Below are 20,652 nucleotides of genomic sequence, written 5' to 3' on the forward strand. Positions count from 1 at the left end.
CGCCGGTCATAGGATCGATTGTCGGGTTACGATCGGGCGAAGACCACGACCAAGATTCTGCTCCGGCCATCACTCGTGTCGGTCCTGGTGGCGACGACCGCACTCGGTGGATGCAAGCTGTCGGCGCTCGATCTGACGCCGCCGCGGGTGATCCAGCTGTCCTGCAGCAGCACAAGCGCCACGCCCCAGGCGCCGATGGTGTTGATCCTGGACTCCGGCCAGGCGTCGGTGGTCTGGGTCAACCGTCCGAGCGCGCGCGCGGGCAAGCTGGAGGTGGAGGCGAACCTGTATCGGCTGGATTTTCCTTCGATCGCTGGCGCGGGCACGTTGCAGGCGGTGATCAACCGCTACGACGGTAGAATGGCGTTGAGCGGGCCCGGCACAGATGTGGCCGGCGCTGGCCAGCCGCAGATGTCCTGTGAGGTACAGCCTGTGCAGCCCAAGGTATGAACATGCCCGATACATCGTCTGATCTGATTGCCGTGCTTACCGGCGACCTGGTCAAGTCCACGGAGATGGACGCGGCCACCATTGATGACGTCCGTGAAGTGATTTCCGTGGCCGTGGCCCAGGCCATGGAGTGGCCTTTGCCGGGCATTGTCGGCCCCGAGTTCTACCGGGGCGACGCCTAGCAGCTGGCGGTCACCCAGCCGCACGGTTTCCTGAGGTTGGCGACCTGGATCAAGGCCAAGCTTGCCGCGTCGGAGTCGCGGGCGCGCACGCGGATCGCGATTGGACTGGGTACGGTAGAGGCATTGGACCGGAAGGCGGTGTCGCGTTCGCTGGGTGAGGCATTCGTGCTGTCCGGTCGGTTGCTTGAATCCATGGGGCGCACGCAGGACATGGACGTAGCCCTGCCAGTACAACGGGAGGATCTGTACTGGTTACCGGCAGTGGTGTCTGCCTGCGATGTTATTGTCGCGCGCTGGACACGCAGTCAGGCTGAGGTGGCGTCGTTGTTTCTGATCCCCGATGCCCCCTCGCAGTTGGAAGCTGCCAATGCGTTGAACCGGCACCGACAATCGGTGAACCGGGTCTATCACGATGCTGGCGTCTTTGCCTTGCTGGCGCTGATCACCGCGGCTGAACGTGCACTGATGCAGCCGTACGGGAGTGTTCATGGTTCTGGAAAAGCAACTAAATAGCGTTGCTTTGGCTTAAGCAACTAAATTTCGTTGCTTTTGGCGGCGACTTGGCTATCGCGACGCGAGCCACAGGAAGGACTCACAGGCAGAAAGGACATGCTTGAAACGCTGCTCGTACTGTTGACCGCTCACCTTGTCGCCGATTTCGTGCTGCAGACCACGAAGATGATCGCGCGCAAGCAGGAACTGCATGGCCTGCTGCTGCACGTAGCAGTGGTGCTGCTCGTCATCGCCGCGCTGACCGGTTCAATCAACCCATGGGTCTATCTCATCATCGGTTTCAGCCATGCGGTGATGGACTGGATCAAGGTGCATTGGCTCCCCGATGGCGTGCACGCATTCGTCATTGACCAGTTGGTGCATATCGCCTTCATCGTGTTGATCGCGTTGATGTTCCCTCACGTTGCCCGCGATGGCTGGTACGGGATGATCCCGACCCAGGTCCAACTGTTGATGTATCAGGGCATGTCGATCGCGAGCGGCTTGATCCTGGTGGTCAACGTCGGCGGCGTCCTGGTGGAGAAGCTGCTTGCGCCGTTCACGGCAGGACTCAATATGGGAAGCGCCGAATCGGCGCCTACGACCGCAGCCGTGCAGAGCGACGATCACAAGGGCATGCAGACCGCAGGGCGCTATATCGGGCGGCTGGAAAGAGGCTTGATCTTCATGTTCCTGCTGCTGGGCCAGCCGGAGGGCGTGGGGTTGATGCTGGCCGCCAAATCGGTGCTGCGCTTCGCCGACCGGCAGGCGCGGGCACACACCGAATATGTGATCATCGGTACCATGCTCAGCTTCGGTTGGGCCATCGCCGCAACCATGTTGACCAAGCTCGCCATCTCGCATTGGCGCTAGCGGCTGCGGCGTTGTGGCGCCGGGCCATGCCCGGCGGGTCGGGCGCGAGCTAACCCAGCAGGATCACGCCCCACACCGTGCCGACCATCAGCAGTGCGGTGGTCTGGGCGGCGCTGCCCATGTCCTTGGCGTTCTTGGACAGTGGGTGGTGGTCAAGCGAGATGCGGTCGACCACCGCTTCGATGGCCGAGTTGAGCAGTTCCACCAGCAGGCTGATGAAGCAGACGGCCAGCACCACGGCGCGTTCGACCTGGCTGATGTCCAGAAGGAACGCGGTGGCGATCAGCAGCGCATGCAGCAGCAACAGCTGCCGGAAGGCGGCTTCGCCACGGAAGGTGGCGATGAAGCCGTCGCGCGAATGGATCAGCGTGTAGAAGATGCGGCGAAGGCCGGTCTTGCCATGCGGGTATTTACCGCTGTCCTTGGGGGAGGGGGGCTGCATGCCGGTCCTGCCATGAAGTGATCTCACGACAGGATGTGCAGGCGGGCGTCGGGAAAGCGTCGGACGCCCGTTGGATTTTCCTTCAGCCGGCCTGGCGCTGCGCCTGGATGGCCTGGTCGAGGGCATCCAGATCGTCCGCCGGCGAGGTCAGCCATGCCGGGTACGCCTCGGTCTCGACGAAGGCGGAGGATCGCAGCACATCATCGAACGCCGGATTGTCCTTCTCCGGGTGGCGCAGCAGGCCGGACATCAGCCCGCAGATGCGGACGGCCGCCTGGAAGGCGCCCTGCAGAGAACCGGCCGGCTCGGTGACCGTGTTGAGGAAGGCCGCATAGGCCGGGCCATCGAACACGAAATCCTCGCGGTTCTTGAATGCTTCGCCGCTGAGGTTGGTTTCGCCGGAGACGTGCCGGGAGAATCCCCAGGACCAGATGTCGAGGAAGCGCAGGTCATCCAGCATCCGGCGCGCATCGTCATTCAGTGGAACGGCGCCGGACAGGGCGTGTTCCAGCGTGACTGCCGCGAAGGGCTCGGTGCCCTCGTGGGCCAGGAAATCGCTCAGGCAGCGCAGCGCACCGGGATGATGCGGGTCCAGTTGCAACGCCCGGTAGATCACGCGGGCGCCTTCCACGTGACGGCCCTGGGCGATGAAGATGTTGAGCGCGTGGTGGGCGAGCTGGTCGGCGCTGAGGTCGGCAATCCGGGTCATCGGGTCTGGCTGGCATGGACGAACGGTGGGCACCAGTCTGACAGATCACTCATTCGGCCGGGCTGCGTGAATCGCGGATCGAAGTCTTCCGGTTTGTCGGAGAAGAACAGGCCCATGTAGGTCGGCTTGTCCTTGTTGATCAGCGAGGTGCGGAACGATTCGACCACCTGTTCGATGGCTTTTTCATCGGCTGGACTGTGGGCTGGGCTGTTGTTGCCGGCATGGCCTGGCGACGCTGACAGCAGAAGCGCGAGGAGGGCGAGTGGTGCTCTTGATGTCTGCATCTGCAGCTTCCGGGGACAAGGGGATGCTGCCGGGGCATTTCGTTACATCAGCGCCCCGGCGCATCCCCTCATTCAACGATGCAGCGCGTCGATGATCAACCCGGTAGCAATCTCCACCAGCAGGTACTCGCTATCGGACTGCCGGACCCAGCGCTGGTCGCGGCCCGGCTCGCGCAGGTGGTAGCGCGCATAGTCATCCACCCAGTAACGGCGGTCCACTTCCGCCCATGGCAGGCGCTCGCCGCGACGCCAGGCCTTCTTCTGCCAGCCCGGCGGCGGTGCATCACGGTTGTGCGGGCCACCGGCGTGCGGCGGTGGCCCGTTGCCGCGCGCATGGTGCGGCGGATCGGCGAAGGCGGGTGCCGCGGCCAGCGCGGCAGCCGTGGTCAAAGCAATGGCGAACAAGCGTGCGGTGTACATTGCAACCTCCGGGCCTTGCCGCTGCATGCGGCGTCGTGCCGTGGAGTATGGATCAAGGAATGTGAACGGACTTCTGAGCTGTCACCGTAGCAGCAGGGCGCATTCCACGGCGTTGCAACTGGCGGCTCGGGCACGACGCCGCCGCCTCCGGCATGGCCGCCTCAAGCGCGCTCGCGCACCTCATACCAGTTGCGTGACCGGTTCACGATCTTCACCACCGAAAGCATCACGGGGACTTCAATCAGCACCCCCACCACCGTGGCCAGCGCCGCACCGGAGTGGACACCGAAAAGGCCCACGGCCGTCGCCACCGCCAGTTCGAAGAAGTTGCTTGCGCCGATCAGTGCCGACGGCCCGGCCACACAATGCGCCACACCCAGGCGCCGGTTGAGCAGGTAGGCCAGGCCGGAGGTGAAATAGACCTGGATCAGGATCGGGACCGCGATCAACGCAATCACCAGCGGCTGCTGCACGATCTGCTGGCCCTGGAACCCGAACAGCAGCACCAGCGTCAGCAGCAGCGCCGACAGTGACAGTGGCCCCAGCCGGCGCAGCGCCGTCTGCAGCCCGGGCTGGCCATGGCGCGACAGGATCCAGCGCCGCAGCAATGCGGCCACCAGTACCGGAACCACGATGTACAGGCCGACCGACAGCAGCAGCGTATCCCACGGCACGGTGATGGCCGACAGCCCCAGCAGCAGCGCCACCACCGGCGCATAGGCCACCACCATGATCGCGTCGTTCAGTGCCACCTGGCTCAGTGTGAAGTTGGCATCGCCGCGGCACAGGTTGCTCCATACGAACACCATGGCCGTGCAGGGCGCGGCCGCCAGCAGGATCAGGCCGGCGATGTAGCTGTCGATCTGGCCGGCGGGCAGCCAGTCCGCAAAGACGTGACGCAGGAAGAGCCAGCCCAGCAGCGCCATCGAGAACGGCTTCACCGCCCAGTTGATGAACAGCGTCACCCCGATGCCTTTCCAGTGCTGCCCCAGCTGGCGCATGGCACCGAAATCCACCCTCAGCAGCATCGGGATGATCATCAGCCAGATCAGCACCGCCACCGGAAGGTTGACCTTGGCCACTTCAGCCGCCGCCAGGGAGGCGAAAGCACCTGGCAGGAAGTGCCCGAGCAGCGTGCCGACGATGATGCACAGCGCGACCCAGAGCGTCAGGTGGCGCTCGAACAGGCCCATGGGTGCCGCTGTGCTCATGGCGTGCGCGCTGCCGGCAGCAGATGGCCGATCTGGTCCAGCGCCTGCTGCAGCATTCCGCGGTCCTGCCACACGTGCCCGGGCAGCGCCAGCAGGGCCTGCACGCGTGCCTTCACGATGGCATGCGCGTGGGCGAAGGCGGCAGCCTTGTCGGCATCGCTGCCCCCTACCGCGGCCGGGTCCGGCAGACCCCAATGGCTGCGGATGAAATCACCGAACACCACCGGGCAGGCTTCCGCTGCCGCCGCACCGCAGACGGTAATCACCAGATCCATCGGAGCCGCGTCGGCGAACTCATCCCAGGATTTGCTGCGCAGTCCCGCGACCGGCATGCCTTCGGCGCGAAGCTGTGCAAGCGCGAACGGATTGACCTTGCCGGTCGGGTGGCTGCCGGCACTGTAGGCCGTGAAGCGGTCGCCGCCCCACGCGCGCAGGGTGGCTTCGGCCAGCACGCTGCGGGCGCTGTTGCCGGTGCAGAGAAACAGGATGGAGCGGGACATGATGGCGTTTCCGAATCAGCAGCTGCAGGGATTGCCCAACGGCGCGCACTGTTCGCTGGGCGAACCGGCGCAGCAGTTGTGCGTGAGGTACTCGATCAGGCCGGTCATTGCGCTGAAGTTCGCGCGGTAGCAGACGTGGCGGCCCTGGCTCTCGCTCTCGACCAGGCCGGCCTGTACCAGCTCCTTCAGGTGGAAGCTGAGGGTGGCGGGAGGAACCTGGAGGGCTGTGGCGATGTCGCCGGCCATGCGACCGGCTGGGCCGGCTTCGACCAGCAGGCGGAAGGCTGCCAGGCGGGTGGCGTGGCCGAGTGCGGTGAGCGCAGTGATTGCATTTGATGTTTCCATATTTCTAGAATAGTCGAATGAACAAGCCAATCACAAGTCCTTCGCTGCCCCATCTGAGGGAGGCTTCGCTTCCCCAGCCAGATCACCAGCGGTTGGCGGCCGAACGCCAGGGACCGCCACGCATCCTGCTGCTGTATGGCTCACTGCGTCCGCAATCGTTCAGCCGCAAGCTGGCACTGGAGGCCGAACGCCTGCTGCAGCATCTGGGCTGCGAAACGCGCGTGTTCGATCCACATGCCTTGCCGCTGCTGGACAGCGTGGACAAGGGGCATCCGGAAGTGCAGCGGCTGCGCGAGTGGTCGCACTGGTCGGAAGGGCAGGTGTGGGTCAGCCCGGAGCGGCACGGCACGGTGACCGGCGTGTTCAAGAACCAGATCGACTGGCTGCCACTGGAAGACGGCAGCGTGCGGCCGACCCAGGGCCGGACGCTGGCGGTGATGCAGGTCTGCGGCGGTTCGCAGTCGTTCAACACGGTCAATACGCTGCGGGTACTGGGCCGCTGGATGCGCATGCTGACCATTCCCAACCAGTCGTCGGTGGCCAAGGCCTGGCAGGAGTTCGACGAAGACGGGCGGATGAAGCCTTCGCCCTACTACGATCGTGTGGTGGATGTGGTCGAAGAACTGGTGAAGTTCACGCTGCTCACCCGCGGCCGCGCCGACTACCTCGTGGACCGTTACAGCGAGCGCAAGGGCGATGCGTTGGCGGTGGAGCTGGCGCGGGCGGCGGGAGCGACCGGCGTCTGACTAGAACTTCACGCGCATGCCGCCGTTGACCACGAAACCCTCCAACGGCGCCCAGGCATCCACCGTCCACTGCCCGTCGACGGCGCGGCGTGGGCGCAGCATCGGGTTGTAGCCGCTCTGTCGCACGTTGAGCAGGTTTTCCAGGTTGAGGAACAGGCTGACCTTGCCCAATACGATTTCACCCAGAGCGCCCAGCTCTACATACGGCCGGCTGCGCTGGCGCCACGGGTTGTCATCCAGTGCCTGGATTCCGGTGTAGTACGCTTCAAGGCCGACCCGGCCCCGGCCATGCTGCTCCCACATCGCGACCAGTCCGGCAGTATGGCGTGGAGTCAGTGCGACCGTCCTGCGGCCAACTCCCTCCACGCCGGGCTCCCGCGCGTCGGTGTAGACGTAGCTGCCGGTCACCGTGACGTCCTGCCAGCGGTAGCGCAGCAACAGTTCGCTGCCAAGTGTGCGGGTCATGCCCTGCACATTCACCAGTTGCACGCGCTCGCCGGGCATCGTCGTGGAATCAACCAATCGGACCGCATGATCGATGTTCGATGCGAACAGACTCAGATTCGCTTCCCAGGCGCCCTGCGCATAGCCGACATCGATGGCACCGGTGGTCGCCGTCTCGGCGCGCAGGCCTTGTAGTGGTTCGAGTCGTGACAATCCTGCAGCCTCGATCTCTTCCACGAAGGGCGTGGGTGCATGGAATCCCTTGCCCAGCGATGCACGCACGGTCCAGTCGCGAGGGCGGAACAGCAGTGACAGGCGCGGGCTGAAGTGGTTGCCATAGGCACTGTGCTCATCCCAGCGTGCGCTGCCTGACAGGATCAGATCATCGAGCAGCGTCTGCTCTGCCTGTACGAATACAGCGGGTACCGTATAGCGGTAGTCGAAGGACTGGAACTGGCGCGAGCGGAAGCGGTCCTGCTGCGCGGCCACGCCAGCCAGCCAATTCGTGTTGCCGAAACCTGAGCCATAGCTCAACTCGGCGAAGCCGGTCTGATGGGTGTCGTTTTCCGGCGATGCGCCGTAGCGGTGCCGATGGCGTGTGGTCATTGCCGAAGCGCGCAGCTGCAGGCGATCGCTTTCACGCATGGGCAGGTCGACCACGGCGCCAGCGTCATAGCGTTCGGTGTGCTGGCTCAATGTGAAGGGCTGCCCGTCAGCCACCACCCGGCCGGGCAGGGTGCCGCCCTGGCGGTTTTCCCGGGTAGCACCCGCGGTCAGCAACGCACGCGCGCCGTCCTCCGATTCCCAGAACACGCGGGGGCGCAGGGTCATGCGTTCGTAGCCAGGCATGTCCGCCCACCCGTCGCCATCCAGGTCCTGCCGATCCTGGCGGTGATAGCCGCCCACCATCGACAGGCCCCAGTGTCCGTCCAACGGGCCGGCCACATAGCCGGTAAGGTCCTGACCGCCACGGCTGGTGGCATTGAGCAGTACTTCGGCCTCGCGGGTGTCGCGAGGGCGGCGCGAGATCAGGTTGACCACGCCGCCCAGCGCAGCCGGCCCATACAGCGCCGAAGCACTGCCCTTGATGATCTCCACACTTCCCAGATCCGTAGGCGGGATCTGCAGCAGGCCGATGGAAGACGATTGCCCTCCATACAACGGCAGACCGTCTGCAAGCAGCTGCGTGTAGCGTCCCCGAAGTCCCTGTATGCGGATGTTCGATCCGCCCATGCCTGGCGAGGTGTTCTGCACGCGCACGCCGGCGGTCTCGGCGACCAGCATCGATACGTTGCCGGGCGACATCAGCTGTTTTTCTTCGATCTCTTCCTGCGATACCACGTCCACGCGGATGGGCTCGTCCGATACCCGGCGCCCCGAGCGTGTGGACTGCACCGTCACCGCGTCCAGTTCCACTGCTTCGTCGCCATGGCCTTCATGCGCCGCAGGAGGCTCATGCGCGAAAACGGGGGCGGTGCTGGCAAGGAGTGCAGTAGTGAGTGCCAGGAACAGGGGCGTGGAACGCAGGTACTGGGGCATGGTGTCGTCAGGGCGGCCAGGCCGCACGGTGGCGAAGTGACCCGGCGTTGTAAACCTTGAAGCGGCTACAAGGTCAAGCTGCCGGCGCGGGCCGCAGGGCTTCCAGTACCCGGCAGTCGGCCACGCGCCCGCCGGGGCAGTTGCCGATCATCCGCTGCAGTTCGCCCTGCAGCGCCTGCAGGTCGGCAATCCTGCGCGCGATGTCGGCAATGTGTGCCTTCACCACGTCATCCACCGAACTGCACTCGTGCTCGCGTTGCTCGCCGAAGGCGATCAGTTCGCGGATCTGCTCGATGGCGAACCCCAGCTCGCGTGCACGGCGCACGAATGCCAGCCGCCGTTGATCCTGTGCGTCGTAGCAGCGGTAGTTGCCCTGCGAGCGCAGCGGCGGCTGCAGCAGGCCGATCTTTTCGTAATAGCGGATGGTCTCTGCCTTGGTGCCGGTCTGGCGGGCCAACTGGCCGATGGTGAGTGGGGCTGTCATGGGCTTGACCTTGTAGGGGCTACAAGGTTGATAAAGGCAGTTCCCTTTCATTTCAAGCCCGGGCGCGCCCGGCGGAGCGCCCCCATGGACCAGTGCTGCGGCCACAAACGCCAGGAGCTGGCATCGATAGCGCTGCACAGCGCCCAACGGCGGGTGCTGGTGGCGGTGCTGGCAATCAACCTGGCGATGTTCTTCATCGAGTTCGGCGCGGGCCTTGCCGCGCGATCCAGCGCCCTGCAGGCCGACGCGGTCGACATGCTGGGGGATGCCATCGTCTATGGCCTGAGCCTGTGGGCGGTAAACCGGGGCGCGCGCTGGGAGGCGGGCGCGGCGCTGGCCAAGGGTCTGCTGATCCTGGCCTTCTTCGTGTTCATCGTGTTCGAAGTGGCCGGCAAGCTGGTCAACGGGGTGCCACCATCCAGCACGCTGATGCTGGTGTTCGGTGGCATTGCCCTGGTGGCGAACCTCACCTGCTTGGCGCTGCTATGGCGATTCCGCAGGTTGAACATCAACATGAAGAGCACGTTCGAGTGCTCGCGCAATGACGTGGCCGCGAACCTGGGCGTGCTGGTGGCCGCGGGTGGCGTGGCCATGACCGGGCGCGGCTGGCCGGATATTGTCGTTGGCGCAGTGATCGCCCTGTTGTTCCTGAGGTCGGCAGTGGGCGTGATCGCTGAAGCGTGGCTGGCATGGCGGGCAGCACGCCGACAGTGACTCAGTTGCGATGGGGCCTGCTTGGGCAGATTGCCACACGTTGGCTGCGCTGATCGATCAGCACCACTGCTTCCTGCAGCGCATGGGCGCCCACCACCGCTTCCGGATAGCGGTCGGACACCCGTACGTCCAGCCCCTGCAGCGCCAGGCCGCCGATCAACACGGGAACATCCAGCTGTGCATGTCCGCCATCGACCTCGCCGTGACTGAGGGTCAGTCGATCCCCGGTGGTCACTGCGGCACCGGCTGCCCGCCGGAAGAGTGCCGTGGGCAGCACCATCGCGACGTTGGCGCCGGTGTCCAGCTGCGCCTCTGTGGTCACTGTTCCAATCGTCACCGGGATGCGGAAGGCGCGTGAGTAGGCGAGCGTGTCCGGTTGCGCGGGCAGGAGGTCGATGTCGCGGCGGAACTGCAGGCGCCGTTGGGGGTAATCAATGATCAGCACGCCATCAGCGAAGAATCCGCGCGCAAGGATGCCGTCGAACACTGCGTCTTTGGATTGGCGTGCGTTGTAGTCGCGGGTGAGCGCGGTCACGTCGCTGTGGCGCAGCCCGGCGAGCGCCAGGGCGTCGATGCGCACTGTGTCGGCTCGCGCTGTCTGCACGCCGTCGGAGTGGTGGGTGCTGGCGTCCGCAGGTAGCGTCAGTTTCCGCACCAGGCGGCTGTCCGCGCGGGCCATGCCGCTGGCGCCGGTATCGATGGCGAAGCGGTAGGGGCCGCTGCCGTTGACCTGCACCTGCACATGGATGCGCCCGTCGATGACGTCAAAGGGAACGTCGATGATGCGCTCGCCCGGGCGGGCGGGGAGGGTACAGGTGCTATCCGCCACGGGTGAGGCGAGGGTGGCCACGGGAAGCGTCAGCAGAGTGAGGATGGCGATGGCAGTGCTGCGCCAACGGCGAGTGCCGAGTGCGGTACGGCGATGCGGGGGAATGCGCCTCATGATCCTGTTCCATGGGTGTCCAGGATCTTCTGATGCTTGAGGGATGCAGGCGGTTGCAGGTGTTTCCTGCCCGCAGGCTGCTCCGAAAGCTGTCGCGGTAATCGGCTGGATCTGGAATCCGCGCGGGTGGAAATGTGACGGATGTCGCGGGCCTTGACTTGAACATGTCACCGTAACGGCACTGGCTCGACGGTACTGGCCAAGTACGCCTACGACGCGCTGGGTCGCCTGACCCAGACCCAGGACGGTGCGACCGGCACGCCGATTGAAACCTATGCCTACGACGCCACCGGCAATCGCACCGCGCTGACCACTTCGGCGGGCACTGCCAGCTACACCTATCCCGCAACCAGTCATCGCCTGACTGCGGTGGATGGTGAAGCGCGCAACCATGACGCGGTGGGCAACACCACCAGCATCGGCGGCAAGACGTTCATCTACAACGATGCCAACCGCATGAACGCGGTGAAGCAAGGCAACGCCGTACTGGAAAGCTACGCCTACAACCATCGCGGCGAGCGCGTGCTGCGCACCCCGGCTGGTGGCGCTGCACAGATCACTCTGTATAACGAAGCAGGGCAGTGGCTGGGCAACTACTCGGCCACGGGCCAGGCGCAGCAGCAGGCCATCTGGCTGGACAACTACCCGGTGGCGCTGATCAGCGTGCCAAGCGAAGGTGTGCCGGAGTTGGCCTACATCCAGCCGGACCATCTGGGTACGCCGCGCGTGGTGATCGACCCGGCGCGCGATGTGGCGATCTGGGAGTGGAGCAACAAGAGCGAGGTGTTCGGCAACCAGATTCCGAGTACCGACCCGGACGGCGATGGCGTGGCATTCGAGTTGGCGCTGCGATTCCCGGGCCAACAGGCGACGGATGCGAGTGGGCTGTTCTACAACTATCGGAGGGAATACGACCCGGCAGTGGGGCGGTATACCCAGAGCGATCCAATTGGGTTGATGGGTGGACTGAACTCGTTCGCGTATGGAAGCGGAGATCCCACTGGCCGTGTCGATCCGCTAGGCTTGGCCGATAAAAAATACATACCTCAGGCCGTACCTGTTTCACCGGAGTTGCAGGCGGTCGGAAATCGGCTCCAGAGGCTGGCAAACCAAGCAGCGTCCACCATTGACGCCACCTGTGGATGGCGTTGCTCACTGCCTTGGATACGCGGAACGCTCATCCATAGTGAGTTCAAGCGCCTGGTGGATACCACATGCCCGACGTCTCAGTATGCGACTGAGGTGAGCTACGCTGGCCGTAGGGTTGTTAGGTATGGGTACCCGGGGTCCTCACGGGCGGACGCTGTGTACGGCCCAGTTGATGCACCTCAAGCCATCTTCGATCTGAAGACTGGTTGGGCTTACATCTCCTGGGATCAGTACAATAAGTACGTCAAGAATCTCCCCGAGGGAACTCTCGTGGTGGAACTTAAGCCTGAAGGCCGTTGATAAGATGAACAAGCGATACATTTGCAGCCTTCTGCGGAAAAGGTCCGGCCTGATCGGCGGGTCAAGCGGATATTTTTTCCGAAGTGACTATGACTATGTGGCACAAGGAATTGTTCTGGAGTTCGTCCCAAGGGGGCTCTATGTATGGAATTTTGTATTTCCATTGTTTGACTCCTTTGGGCCGCATCTTTCCTACAGCAGCCGAATCGCGGATCGGCCGTTTATCGGAAGGGATCAAATGGCAGACGATGATGTGGTTGAGAGCATTCTTTCATCGATCGAGCTGCGAAACGTTATTGAAGCGAAGTCTTCAATGACCTTGATGGAATTTGCATCATTTCTTGAGACGCGGGGCTTGAGAGGTGCTCACGCTCATATCAATCATGCAACTGCATTGGCGCTATTAGGCAAGACGGATCTAGCGCTGAAGTTGCTGAAGGAACTAGTCCCGGCGTTGGATGATCATGATCTGAAACTTTGCGATTCTCTAATAGTGGCCCTGAATCATGGAGTTGAGGCGGTCAAATCGATGCTGGACGTGGTGAAGGAGAAGAATGTTAAGAAGCTGGGCGGGGCCTGATCCAAAGGTTAATCGTCCAGTGTTTCCCGGGTAGCCATCAGCCGCCAAGTGCCTGCTGCGTCTCGAACTTTATTGGGGCGGCTCGTCGCTGGAGCGGTGGCGCTGTCTTGGGTTCTAGAACATCTCGATGTGCAGGGCGACGTTTGCGCGTGTCTCGTCGTGATTGCTTTAGATCCTCTGCATTGTATGTTCCCGCTACTGTCGCTGGAAGAAGTTCTCCATCGATGCGTTGTCATGGCTGTTTCCTATCCGGCTCATGCTGCACAGGATGTCTGCTCGCGCAGAACGCTCTGCCAGTTTTACTGGGTGAAGAGCGAATTGAGTTCGCCAGGGTTGACGATAACGAGCCGGGACTTGCTGATCTTCTTGATCGTTGGAAGGCGGTCGGCTATCCGCTGTCCGGCCTGAAGTGTTTCCGTCTCGAGACCAGCTCGACCGGAAGCGTCATTCTCATCTGCGCCAGGACATGGCGGATCGAGCATCTGCCGATGGCGGGTGCAGTGCCCTGAAGGACATCCCGTGCCCAGATTCCTCACCCCCGACGAGGTCTCCCTCATCCACAGGCTGCTGCCGGAGACGACAGAGCTGTCCGAACGGTTGTTGAAGGATCTGGCGCTCGCTCAGGTGGAGGATGTGGGTGTCGTCGGATTCGGGGGCGTGGTGTTCCTGTCCAGCACGACCCAGCTCTTCGGCAGTGACATTGCCACGGCCATGCTTGCCGATGCTGACGGCGTGCCGGTGAGAGTCACCCTGTGCCTGGATAATCACGATCAACTCTTCGAGCTGGAGCTGTGGAAGGTGGACTTCTCTTCGATCATCGGCGTCGATCTGAGAAGTGCTTTCAGCGAGCACTGACGCCTGCTGAGAGCGGTCCTCGCTGAAGGCCGTGGCGCATGGCATTCACCCTTCAGGCTGCAACCGCCCCACCGCCTGCGCGCACAATGACTGGCTGGCCAGTACCAAACCCTCCATCACCCGGTCGCCCACGTACTCTTCCGGTTCGCCGTTCTGGCGGGTGCGCTCCGCCGCCAGCAGCATTTCCAGCACCACACGCAACCCGCTCAACGCGCAATCGGCATCGGCCAGGGCCAGGCAGCGCCCGGGCAGCTGATGCCGCTCCCGCCAGGGTTGGCCATCGGCCGCCGCACCGACGCAGATGCGATGGAGGTTGGCAATGAAGGTGTTCCTGTCCACTGCGGGCACAGCCTGTGGCGAACCGTCGTCGTGGGCGGCGCTGCGGTAGGCGTGCAGATGCGGGAAGTCCGATTCGTTCATGGCAAGGCTCCGTGCAGGGCAATCGGTAGCCGCCACTCATAAAAGTGGCGGACGGTACGTGGTTCGAACACCGGGTTGATGTCAGTCCGGCGGGCCCGAAGGCCCCCACGCACCGCCCGCCATAGCCGGCAGACGGATTGCCAGCCGGCGCCACGCTGAGGTGACGCCGGCTGGCAAGCGCATACATCAACATCAACTCGGGTGTTCGAAGCCCGGCCACCCTTTTCCGGTGGCACGCCATCTGAGCCCCTGGCGCTGTGCAATGCCAATCAGAAGAGTTGCAAACATCGCTCGATTGGAGACGCTTTCGGCATTCTCCCACGCTGTTAAGCACTGCCAGCGCGGGCTGGCGCGGTGATCCGCCCGCACCGTGCAATCTGCGACAGGTGTCGAGGTTGGGCGAGGAAAGGAAGCGGGTGGGGAGGGGCGATGGCGACAGGCTCCGCGCGAGGCTGAGTCGAGCCTGGCCGGGCCCCAGCAGCGCCAAAGCGTGACGTGCGACTCGGGTTGACGTTCCCAGCCACCAAGCGCAGGCTGGTCCAGCACGTTTCCTAACCAGAAGGAGACTTATGACCGCGACCGCTTCGCTGCACCCAACCCCCGACGCCCAGGGCCGTTGCCGCCTCTGGAGTGTGTTCTGGCTGCAGGGCGTGATTCCCAGCAACATTCTGTGGGCGGCAGCCCTCTGGGCCCTGGCCAACCAGCGCACCACGCTGCTGCTGGGGGTATTTGCCGTGCTGCTGCTCTATACCGGCTGGATCATCCCGGCGGTCTGGCGGGCGGCTCCCACCGCGCACAACCCCAACCTGGGCGTAGCGGCGCGTGGGCTGACCGTGGCGTGGGGCCTGAACACCGTGCTGGTGATCTTCTTCCTGACCCTGCAGCTGGTGGCTCAATAGAACTGAACGGGCTCGCCGCCCCGGTCGAAGGCGGCGAAGCGGCCGATCTGACCGTCATGGATGGCGTTGACCATCAGCTGCAGCGGGCGCGCGGCTTCGTCGCTGTTGGGCGCGAAACCGGCGCGGCCGTCCAGCGCCGCCACGAAGACCAGGTCCCAGTCGATGCCGGTGGTGGTCGATTCCGTAGCCAGCGCCTGGAAGCTGGGCACCTCGGCCGGCAGCTTGTCCACGCACAGCACCGGCGACAGGGTGCCGCCCTCGCGGCGGTCATGCCGGTCGCGCTGGTCGCTGGTGGGCGATTCGGGTAGCTCGGCGCGCACGAATACGAACAACAAGCGTTGCGGTTCAGCCTGCTGGCCTGCGGCGTGCAGCAGCTGCTGGAAATCGTTCATCATCATGAGGGTTGTCACACGCCCGCTGCACGGAAAGCCGCATGCTGCCACAACGCCTGCCGCGCGGGGCCGAAGACGATTGATTTAAGTCATGCCCATGGAACTGACTGCCGCGTACTCTGGCAATCGTTCCAGCAGATGAGGGTTTCCGGGCCGTTCCGGGTACAGGCAAGACGGTGGAGCAACAAGGTGGACCAGCCATGAGCCAACTCACCGACGGTTTCGGACGCAGCTTTCCGTACCTGCGCCTGTCGTTGACCGAAGCCTGCAACTTCCGTTGCAGTTACTGCCTGCCCGACGGTTACCAGGCCGATGGCCGCCCACGCTTCCTGCAGGTGGATGAAATCGCGCGCCTGGTGCGTGCGTTTGCCGCGCTGGGCATGAGCAAGATCCGCCTGACCGGTGGCGAGCCCAGCCTGCGCAAGGACCTGGACGAGATCATCGCCACCGTGGCGGCAGTGCCGGGCATCCGCAAGGTGGCCATCACCACCAATGGCACGCTGCTGCCGCGGCGCCTGCCGGGCTGGCACCGCGCCGGCCTGACCGCGCTGAACGTGAGCATGGACAGCCTGCAGCGCGAACGCTTCAAAACCATCACCGGGCATGACCGCCTGCCGGAGATCGAGCAGGGCCTGGCCCTGGCACAGGCGCTGGGCCTGCCGGCGATCAAGCTCAACGCGGTGCTGTTGCGCGGCCTGAACGACGACGAGCTGCCGCAGTGGATGGACTACCTGCGCGACCGCCCCTTCAGCGTGCGCTTCATCGAACTGATGCGCACCGGCGACAACGAAGCCTATTTCCAGCGCCACCACCTGCGCGCCGACCTGGTGATCGAGCAGCTGCTGGCGGCCGGCTGGCACGAACAGCCGCGCGCGGCCGACGCCGGCCCAGCGCGGGAGTTCGGGCATCCGGACCATCGCGGCAGCATCGGCATCATCGCCCCGTATTCGCGTGACTTCTGCAAGGGCTGCAACCGCCTGCGGGTGACCGCCAAGGGCGACCTGCGGCTGTGCCTGTTCGGCGAGTTCGGCGTGCCGCTGCGCCCGCTGCTGCAGAGCGACGACCACCATGACGCACTGCTGGCACGCATCACCACACAGCTTGGCCTGAAAGCGGCCGGGCATGGACTGCACCAGGGCCAGACCGGGCTGACCCCGCACCTGGCCTCCATCGGAGGATGAGCAACACGATGAGTGGGGAATTGAATGCGGCCTTCCACATGGCCGATGTCCGCGACAAGCGCATCACCCGCCGCCGTGCGGTGGCGGTGGGCGAGCTGCATGCCGGCCCGGTGGCCTATCCGCTGATCGTCGAGCGCCGCCTGCCCAAGGGCGATGCGCTGGTGATGGCCGAGATTGCCGGCCTGCAGGGTGCCAAGATGGCCTCGATGCTGATGCCGCTGTGCCATCCGCTGCCGCTGGAACTGGTGCAGGTGTTCTGCGCGCCGTTGCCGGAACGGGAGGCAATCCGCGTGTGGTGCGAGTGCGCCAGCGAGGCGCGCACCGGCGTGGAGATGGAGGCACTGGCTGGCGTCAACGCGGCACTGCTGACCCTGTACGACCTGAGCAAGCCGGTGGAACCGGCCCTGCGCATCGAAGGCATCCGCCTGCTGTTCAAGGAAGGCGGCAAGCGCGGCGTGTGGCTGCACCCGGATGGCATGGACGATGCCGAGCGCGCGCGCTTCAAGCCGCGTGCGCCGAAGGGCCTGGAGGGCGCGGCCTGCGCGGTGATCACGCTGAGCGATCGCGCCAGCGAGGGCACCTATGAAGATGTGTCCGGCCCAACCCTGGTGAGCGGCCTGAAAAAGCTGGGCGGTGAGGTCGTGGCCGCCGAGATCTTGCCCGACGGCATCGTGCCGTTGGCTGGCCGCCTGCAGGCACTGGCCGCCGAGGGCGTGCGCCTGTGCCTGTGCACCGGCGGTACCGGGCTGGGCCCGCGTGACCTGACCCCGGAGGCGCTGCGTTCCTTGAACGCACGGCCGGTGCATGGCCTGGCGCAGATGGTGCGGGCACTGAGCGCACAGCACACGCCGATGGCCTGGCTGAGCCGCGCCGAGGTGGTGCAGCTGGGCAACATGCTGGTGTTCGCACTGCCGGGCAGCCCGAAGGCGGCGGCGCAGTGCCTCGATATTCTGGCGCCGGTGCTGGGCCACGCTTTGGCGATGGTCGATGGTGGTGGCCACTGATGATTGCCTATAGCGAAGCCCTGCAGCACCTGCTGGATGCGGCCACGCCGCTGCCGGCCGAGCGCCTGCCGTTGCATGAGGCCGGCGGCCGCACTCTGGCCAGTGACATCATCAGTGGGCAGTCGCTGCCGCCGTTCGACAATTCTGCGATGGACGGTTTCGCGCTGCGCGCCAACGGCACGACGTTCGAAGCCGGTACCGAATTCGCGGTGCAGGGCTGGCAGGCGGCCGGCGATGCCGGTGCCGAGGGCGGCGAGGGTGCCTGGGAAATCATGACCGGAGCGCGCATGCCGGTTGGGCTGGATACGGTGGTGCCGGTCGAGAACGTGGACGTCCTCGCCAGCGAGGATGGGCGCCCGACCCGTATCGCCTTGAAGGGCACGGTGAAGGCGGGCCAGAACGTGCGCCTGCGCGGCCAGGATGTGAGCGACGGCGAACGTGTGCTGCAGGCCGGGCAGGTGCTGGATATCAATGCGCGCACCCTGCTGCATGCCATCGGCGTGGGCCAGGTGGCGGTGGTGGCGCGGCCGAAGGCGGCAGTGATCGCCACCGGCAAGGAGCTGGTGACCGAGGCGGCGCAGACGCTGGAATCCGGCCAGATCCGTGACAGCAACCGGCCGTATCTGGTTGGCCGCCTGCAGGCCGCCGGTGCCGAAGTGGTGTGGCAGGGCACGGTGGGTGACGATGTGGCGGCGTTCAATGCGGTGCTGGATGAAGCGTTGGCTGCCGGCGCGCAGCTGCTGATCAGTACGGGCGCGGTGTCGGCCGGCCGCTACGATTTCGTTCCCGATGCACTGCGTGGCCGTGGTGCGCGCATCGTGTTCCACAAGGTGGCGATCCGCCCGGGCAAGCCGTTGCTGTTCGCGGTGCTGCCCAATGGTGCGCTGTATTTCGGTCTGCCCGGCAACCCGGTCTCGGCCGCCGTGGGCCAGCGCTTCTTCGTGGAGCCGGTGCTGCGCCGCCTGTTGGGGCTGGCACCGGAAACCGTGTTGCAGCTGCCGCTGCAGGCCGACGTGCGCAAGCCGCCGGGCCTGCGCTTCCACGCGCGTGCGCGGGTGGAAGTGGACGCGCAGGGGCGCCTGAGTGCGCGCGTGCTGTCCGGGCAGGAATCGTTCCGTTTGATGTCCATGCTGCAGGCCAACGCCTGGGTGGTGCTGGAGGCCGAGGGCGACTTGGCCACCGCTGGCACGCCGGTGCGGGTACAGGGCTGGGGTCACCATGACCCGGTGCAGCTGGCGAGCCAGGAGTCATGATGAAACAGGTGAATCTGCAGTTGTTCGGTGCATTTTCCGATCTGGATGCCAGCCGCGAGATCGCGGTGGAGGTAGCCGGTGGCACTGTGGCCGATCTGCGCCAGGCGTTGCGCGAGCTGCTGCCTGCGCGCTGGCCGGGCTTCCGCGCGGGCCTGCTGGACTACTCGGCGTTTGCCGACCAGCAACGCGTGCTGCGTGACCACGAGGCGCTCCCCGACGATGGCCGGGTGGCGATCCTGCCGCCGGTAAGCGGGGGCTGAGCCATGAGCAAGAAGATCATCGCCAAAGTGGTGGATCGCGCGCAGGCGTCGATCGATCCGGCCGAGGGCATCGCTGCGGTGTCCGATCCGGGTTTCGGTGGCATCGATGTGTTCATCGGCAAGGTGCGCGACGTCAACATCGGCCGGCCGGTGACCGGGATCACCTATGACCTGTTCGAGCCGTTGGTGTTGAACGAGTTCAAGCGACTGGCGGCCGAGGTCGAGGCTACGTTTGGACCGAAGCTGAAGCTGTATGTGGCCCACGCCAAGGGCCGCCTGGGTATCGGCGATGTGGCGGTGGTGGTGGCGGCGGGCAGCCCGCACCGTGACGAGGCGTTCCGGGCCTGCCGGCAGTTGATCGAGGCGGTGAAGCACCAGTGCCCGATCTGGAAGCAGGAACATTATGAGGACGGCGACAGCGAGTGGAGCGAGGGCTGCAGCCTGTGCCATGCGGACAACGAACCCGCACATGGCCATGACCATGCGCACGACCACCACCATTGAGTCCGCTGCAGCCACGCATGGCGTGGCTCTACCACCGAATGTCTGGATGGCCGTGGGGTTCAGTAGATCCACGCCATGCGTGGATGGGGCCGTTCCCGCGTATCCAACCGGCGCAGCCACGCATGGTGTGGCTCTACCATGAATGGAACCATCAACGGCATCGTGCTGGCCGGCGGCCTGTCCAGCCGGATGGGGCGAGACAAGGCGCTGCTGCCGTGGCAGGGGCGCACCCTGCTGGAACACATGCGTGGCCTGCTGCTGCAGGCCGGCGCCGAACGGGTGTGGGTGAGCGGCGACTATCCGGCCTTCGGTGGCATCCCCGATCAGGTGGCGCGCTGCGGTCCCCTGGGTGGACTGCACAGCGTGATGCAGCAGATGCCCGACAGCCCGGCCTGGGTGGTAGCGGTGGATACGCCGTTGCTGGCGCCACGGCTGCTGCAACGGCTGGCTGCCGAGGGGCAGGGCGCATGCACGATCTTTGACGGGCATCCCTTTCCCATGCGGTTGAATGTGGACAATGCCACTCGTAGCGTGCTGGCCGCGATGCTGGATGATGCGGACGGGCCGCGCTCGGTACAGGCCTTCCAGCGCCGCCTGCAGATGTACGCGCTGCTGCTGGAAAGCGTTGACGAAGCCTGCCTGGTCAACTGCAATACCCCCGAACAATGGGAGGATGTTGCGTCATGAAAGTGCAGTTGCAGGATCAATCAGTACGGCTTCGCCTGGACGAGGCCGAACTGGCGCGCCTGCTGGCCGGTGAATCGGTCGAGAACATGACCCGCTTTGGCGGCATCGAGGGCTGGGGCATTGCGGTGTCGCTGCATGGCGGTGATCAACCGGTGCTGCTCGATGGCGGCACCTTCTGCCGCCTGGTACTGCCGCGCCCGGCCGTCGAGGCCTTGGCGGCGCGGTTGCCGTGCCGGGATGGCCTGCCGTTCGACATTGCCCTGGAAGATGGCAGCCAGCTTCAGCTGCAGTTCGATGTGGACGTGCGCGACAGCGTGCGCCAGCGCGGGGTGACCCGCCGCACCATCGCACCATCGGTTTGACATTTGTCAGGGGCACGGTGGAAACCGG

The 20,652-nt window shown here is 64.9% G+C and carries 28 protein-coding genes and 2 pseudogenes; 17 read left to right on the plus strand and 13 right to left on the minus strand.

Translation table 11 applies throughout. From position 1 onward, the window contains the following. Positions 1-18: 18 nt before the first annotated feature. The 4 genes from ACX9OT_RS03010 to ACX9OT_RS03025 all read left to right on the plus strand — a co-directional run bounded on the left by ACX9OT_RS03010 (position 19) and on the right by ACX9OT_RS03025 (position 1,997). Entirely contained in the window at positions 19-450 is a 432-nt protein-coding gene (locus ACX9OT_RS03010; protein ID WP_071227911.1) for a hypothetical protein, read from the plus strand. Between the two features lie 2 nt (positions 451-452). After that, positions 453-632, plus strand: coding sequence for a hypothetical protein (locus ACX9OT_RS03015; RefSeq protein ID WP_071227912.1), 180 nt, complete (start codon positions 453-455; stop codon positions 630-632). Positions 633-668: 36 nt separating this feature from the next. Beyond that, positions 669-1,145 carry a hypothetical protein gene (locus tag ACX9OT_RS03020; protein ID WP_071227913.1) on the plus strand — a complete coding sequence of 159 codons (477 nt, stop codon included), beginning with the start codon at positions 669-671 and terminating at the stop codon, positions 1,143-1,145. Between the two features lie 96 nt (positions 1,146-1,241). After that, the gene (locus ACX9OT_RS03025; protein WP_134951469.1) at positions 1,242-1,997 is read left to right on the plus strand and encodes a DUF3307 domain-containing protein; all 756 of its coding nucleotides are present in this window, start codon (positions 1,242-1,244) and stop codon (positions 1,995-1,997) included. 49 nt (positions 1,998-2,046) lie between these two features. Here the strand turns inward: ACX9OT_RS03025 and ACX9OT_RS03030 are convergent, their stop codons facing one another. From ACX9OT_RS03030 to ACX9OT_RS03060, 7 genes are all read right to left on the minus strand, one after another. Beyond that, on the minus strand, positions 2,047-2,439 hold the full coding sequence (locus ACX9OT_RS03030; protein WP_032129972.1) for a diacylglycerol kinase: 393 nt from the start codon (positions 2,437-2,439) through the stop codon (positions 2,047-2,049). An 82-nt stretch (positions 2,440-2,521) separates the two neighbouring features. Continuing rightward, positions 2,522-3,148, minus strand: coding sequence for a hypothetical protein (locus ACX9OT_RS03035; protein WP_459000845.1), 627 nt, complete (start codon positions 3,146-3,148; stop codon positions 2,522-2,524). Beyond that, entirely contained in the window at positions 3,145-3,432 is a 288-nt protein-coding gene (locus ACX9OT_RS03040; protein WP_459000847.1) for a hypothetical protein, read from the minus strand. Before ACX9OT_RS03040 ends, ACX9OT_RS03035 begins: the two co-directional genes overlap by 4 nt. Before the next feature lie 72 nt (positions 3,433-3,504). After that, entirely contained in the window at positions 3,505-3,852 is a 348-nt protein-coding gene (locus tag ACX9OT_RS03045) for an RcnB family protein (RefSeq protein ID WP_459000849.1), read from the minus strand. Between the two features lie 161 nt (positions 3,853-4,013). Next, the gene (arsB, locus tag ACX9OT_RS03050; RefSeq protein WP_132811141.1) at positions 4,014-5,045 is read right to left on the minus strand and encodes an ACR3 family arsenite efflux transporter; all 1,032 of its coding nucleotides are present in this window, start codon (positions 5,043-5,045) and stop codon (positions 4,014-4,016) included. 14 nt (positions 5,046-5,059) lie between these two features. Continuing rightward, entirely contained in the window at positions 5,060-5,563 is a 504-nt protein-coding gene (locus tag ACX9OT_RS03055) for an arsenate reductase ArsC (RefSeq protein WP_459000851.1), read from the minus strand. Positions 5,564-5,578: 15 nt separating this feature from the next. Next, the gene (locus ACX9OT_RS03060; RefSeq protein ID WP_107433730.1) at positions 5,579-5,908 is read right to left on the minus strand and encodes an ArsR/SmtB family transcription factor; all 330 of its coding nucleotides are present in this window, start codon (positions 5,906-5,908) and stop codon (positions 5,579-5,581) included. A 17-nt stretch (positions 5,909-5,925) separates the two neighbouring features. Here ACX9OT_RS03060 and arsH point away from each other — a divergent pair, with 17 nt between their 5' ends. Then, positions 5,926-6,654 (plus strand): arsenical resistance protein ArsH, encoded by a 729-nt coding sequence (arsH, locus tag ACX9OT_RS03065; RefSeq protein WP_049462762.1) that lies wholly within the window; start codon positions 5,926-5,928, stop codon positions 6,652-6,654. Here arsH and ACX9OT_RS03070 read toward each other — a convergent pair whose 3' ends face one another. Then, the gene (locus tag ACX9OT_RS03070) at positions 6,655-8,637 is read right to left on the minus strand and encodes a TonB-dependent receptor plug domain-containing protein (RefSeq protein ID WP_459000854.1); all 1,983 of its coding nucleotides are present in this window, start codon (positions 8,635-8,637) and stop codon (positions 6,655-6,657) included. A gap of 73 nt (positions 8,638-8,710) precedes the next feature. After that, positions 8,711-9,121: a MerR family transcriptional regulator gene (locus ACX9OT_RS03075; protein WP_107433728.1), complete on the minus strand. Its 411-nt coding sequence runs from the start codon at positions 9,119-9,121 to the stop codon at positions 8,711-8,713. Between the two features lie 84 nt (positions 9,122-9,205). Here ACX9OT_RS03075 and ACX9OT_RS03080 point away from each other — a divergent pair, with 84 nt between their 5' ends. After that, complete coding sequence (locus ACX9OT_RS03080) at positions 9,206-9,835, plus strand: cation efflux transmembrane domain-containing protein (RefSeq protein ID WP_107433727.1); 630 nt, start codon at positions 9,206-9,208, stop codon at positions 9,833-9,835. Position 9,836: 1 nt separating this feature from the next. Here the strand turns inward: ACX9OT_RS03080 and ACX9OT_RS03085 are convergent, their stop codons facing one another. After that, positions 9,837-10,685 carry an aspartyl protease family protein gene (locus ACX9OT_RS03085; protein WP_459000856.1) on the minus strand — a complete coding sequence of 283 codons (849 nt, stop codon included), beginning with the start codon at positions 10,683-10,685 and terminating at the stop codon, positions 9,837-9,839. A gap of 264 nt (positions 10,686-10,949) precedes the next feature. Between ACX9OT_RS03085 and ACX9OT_RS03090 the strand changes: the two are divergent. After that, positions 10,950-12,227: pseudogene (locus ACX9OT_RS03090) on the plus strand (RHS repeat-associated core domain-containing protein); the annotation flags it as partial. Between the two features lie 4 nt (positions 12,228-12,231). Next, complete coding sequence (locus ACX9OT_RS03095) at positions 12,232-12,807, plus strand: hypothetical protein (protein WP_229298137.1); 576 nt, start codon at positions 12,232-12,234, stop codon at positions 12,805-12,807. Positions 12,808-12,844: 37 nt separating this feature from the next. Here ACX9OT_RS03095 and ACX9OT_RS03100 read toward each other — a convergent pair. Then, positions 12,845-13,106: pseudogene (locus ACX9OT_RS03100) on the minus strand (IS3 family transposase); the annotation flags it as partial. A 220-nt stretch (positions 13,107-13,326) separates the two neighbouring features. On the opposite strand from ACX9OT_RS03100, the gene ACX9OT_RS03105 reads away from it, so the two are divergent. Then, positions 13,327-13,662 (plus strand): DUF6984 family protein, encoded by a 336-nt coding sequence (locus ACX9OT_RS03105; RefSeq protein WP_049462758.1) that lies wholly within the window; start codon positions 13,327-13,329, stop codon positions 13,660-13,662. Positions 13,663-13,707: 45 nt separating this feature from the next. Here the strand turns inward: ACX9OT_RS03105 and ACX9OT_RS03110 are convergent, their stop codons facing one another. Continuing rightward, entirely contained in the window at positions 13,708-14,082 is a 375-nt protein-coding gene (locus ACX9OT_RS03110) for a hypothetical protein (RefSeq protein WP_459000859.1), read from the minus strand. Positions 14,083-14,651: 569 nt separating this feature from the next. Between ACX9OT_RS03110 and ACX9OT_RS03115 the strand changes: the two genes are divergently transcribed. Beyond that, complete coding sequence (locus ACX9OT_RS03115) at positions 14,652-14,981, plus strand: hypothetical protein (RefSeq protein ID WP_459000861.1); 330 nt, start codon at positions 14,652-14,654, stop codon at positions 14,979-14,981. Here the strand turns inward: ACX9OT_RS03115 and ACX9OT_RS03120 are convergent. Beyond that, on the minus strand, positions 14,975-15,379 hold the full coding sequence (locus ACX9OT_RS03120) for a ribonucleotide reductase subunit alpha (protein WP_075677990.1): 405 nt from the start codon (positions 15,377-15,379) through the stop codon (positions 14,975-14,977). The two genes, ACX9OT_RS03115 and ACX9OT_RS03120, sit on opposite strands and share 7 nt — an antisense overlap. A 194-nt stretch (positions 15,380-15,573) precedes the next feature. On the opposite strand from ACX9OT_RS03120, the gene moaA reads away from it, so the two are divergent. The 7 genes from moaA (at position 15,574) to ACX9OT_RS03155 (ending at position 20,624) form a co-directional block, all read left to right on the plus strand. Continuing rightward, positions 15,574-16,554, plus strand: a complete 981-nt coding sequence (gene moaA / locus ACX9OT_RS03125; protein ID WP_459000863.1) for a GTP 3',8-cyclase MoaA — start codon at positions 15,574-15,576, stop codon at positions 16,552-16,554. A gap of 8 nt (positions 16,555-16,562) precedes the next feature. After that, a complete protein-coding gene (moaCB, locus tag ACX9OT_RS03130) occupies positions 16,563-17,558 on the plus strand; it encodes a bifunctional molybdenum cofactor biosynthesis protein MoaC/MoaB (RefSeq protein ID WP_459000865.1) in 996 nt (331 codons plus the stop codon). Further along, complete coding sequence (locus ACX9OT_RS03135) at positions 17,558-18,811, plus strand: molybdopterin molybdotransferase MoeA (protein WP_459000867.1); 1,254 nt, start codon at positions 17,558-17,560, stop codon at positions 18,809-18,811. Before moaCB ends, ACX9OT_RS03135 begins: the two co-directional genes overlap by 1 nt. Then, positions 18,811-19,071, plus strand: coding sequence for a MoaD/ThiS family protein (locus ACX9OT_RS03140; RefSeq protein ID WP_006371550.1), 261 nt, complete (start codon positions 18,811-18,813; stop codon positions 19,069-19,071). The genes ACX9OT_RS03135 and ACX9OT_RS03140 overlap by 1 nt, the downstream gene beginning before the upstream one ends. Before the next feature lie 3 nt (positions 19,072-19,074). Next, positions 19,075-19,575, plus strand: a complete 501-nt coding sequence (locus ACX9OT_RS03145; RefSeq protein ID WP_459000870.1) for a molybdenum cofactor biosynthesis protein MoaE — start codon at positions 19,075-19,077, stop codon at positions 19,573-19,575. A 138-nt stretch (positions 19,576-19,713) separates the two neighbouring features. Then, positions 19,714-20,262, plus strand: a complete 549-nt coding sequence (gene mobA / locus ACX9OT_RS03150; protein ID WP_459000872.1) for a molybdenum cofactor guanylyltransferase — start codon at positions 19,714-19,716, stop codon at positions 20,260-20,262. Continuing rightward, entirely contained in the window at positions 20,259-20,624 is a 366-nt protein-coding gene (locus tag ACX9OT_RS03155; RefSeq protein WP_459000874.1) for a hypothetical protein, read from the plus strand. The genes mobA and ACX9OT_RS03155 overlap by 4 nt, the downstream gene beginning before the upstream one ends. Positions 20,625-20,652 lie beyond the last annotated feature (28 nt).

The sequence above is a fragment of the Stenotrophomonas genospecies 3 genome, assembly GCF_054473855.1.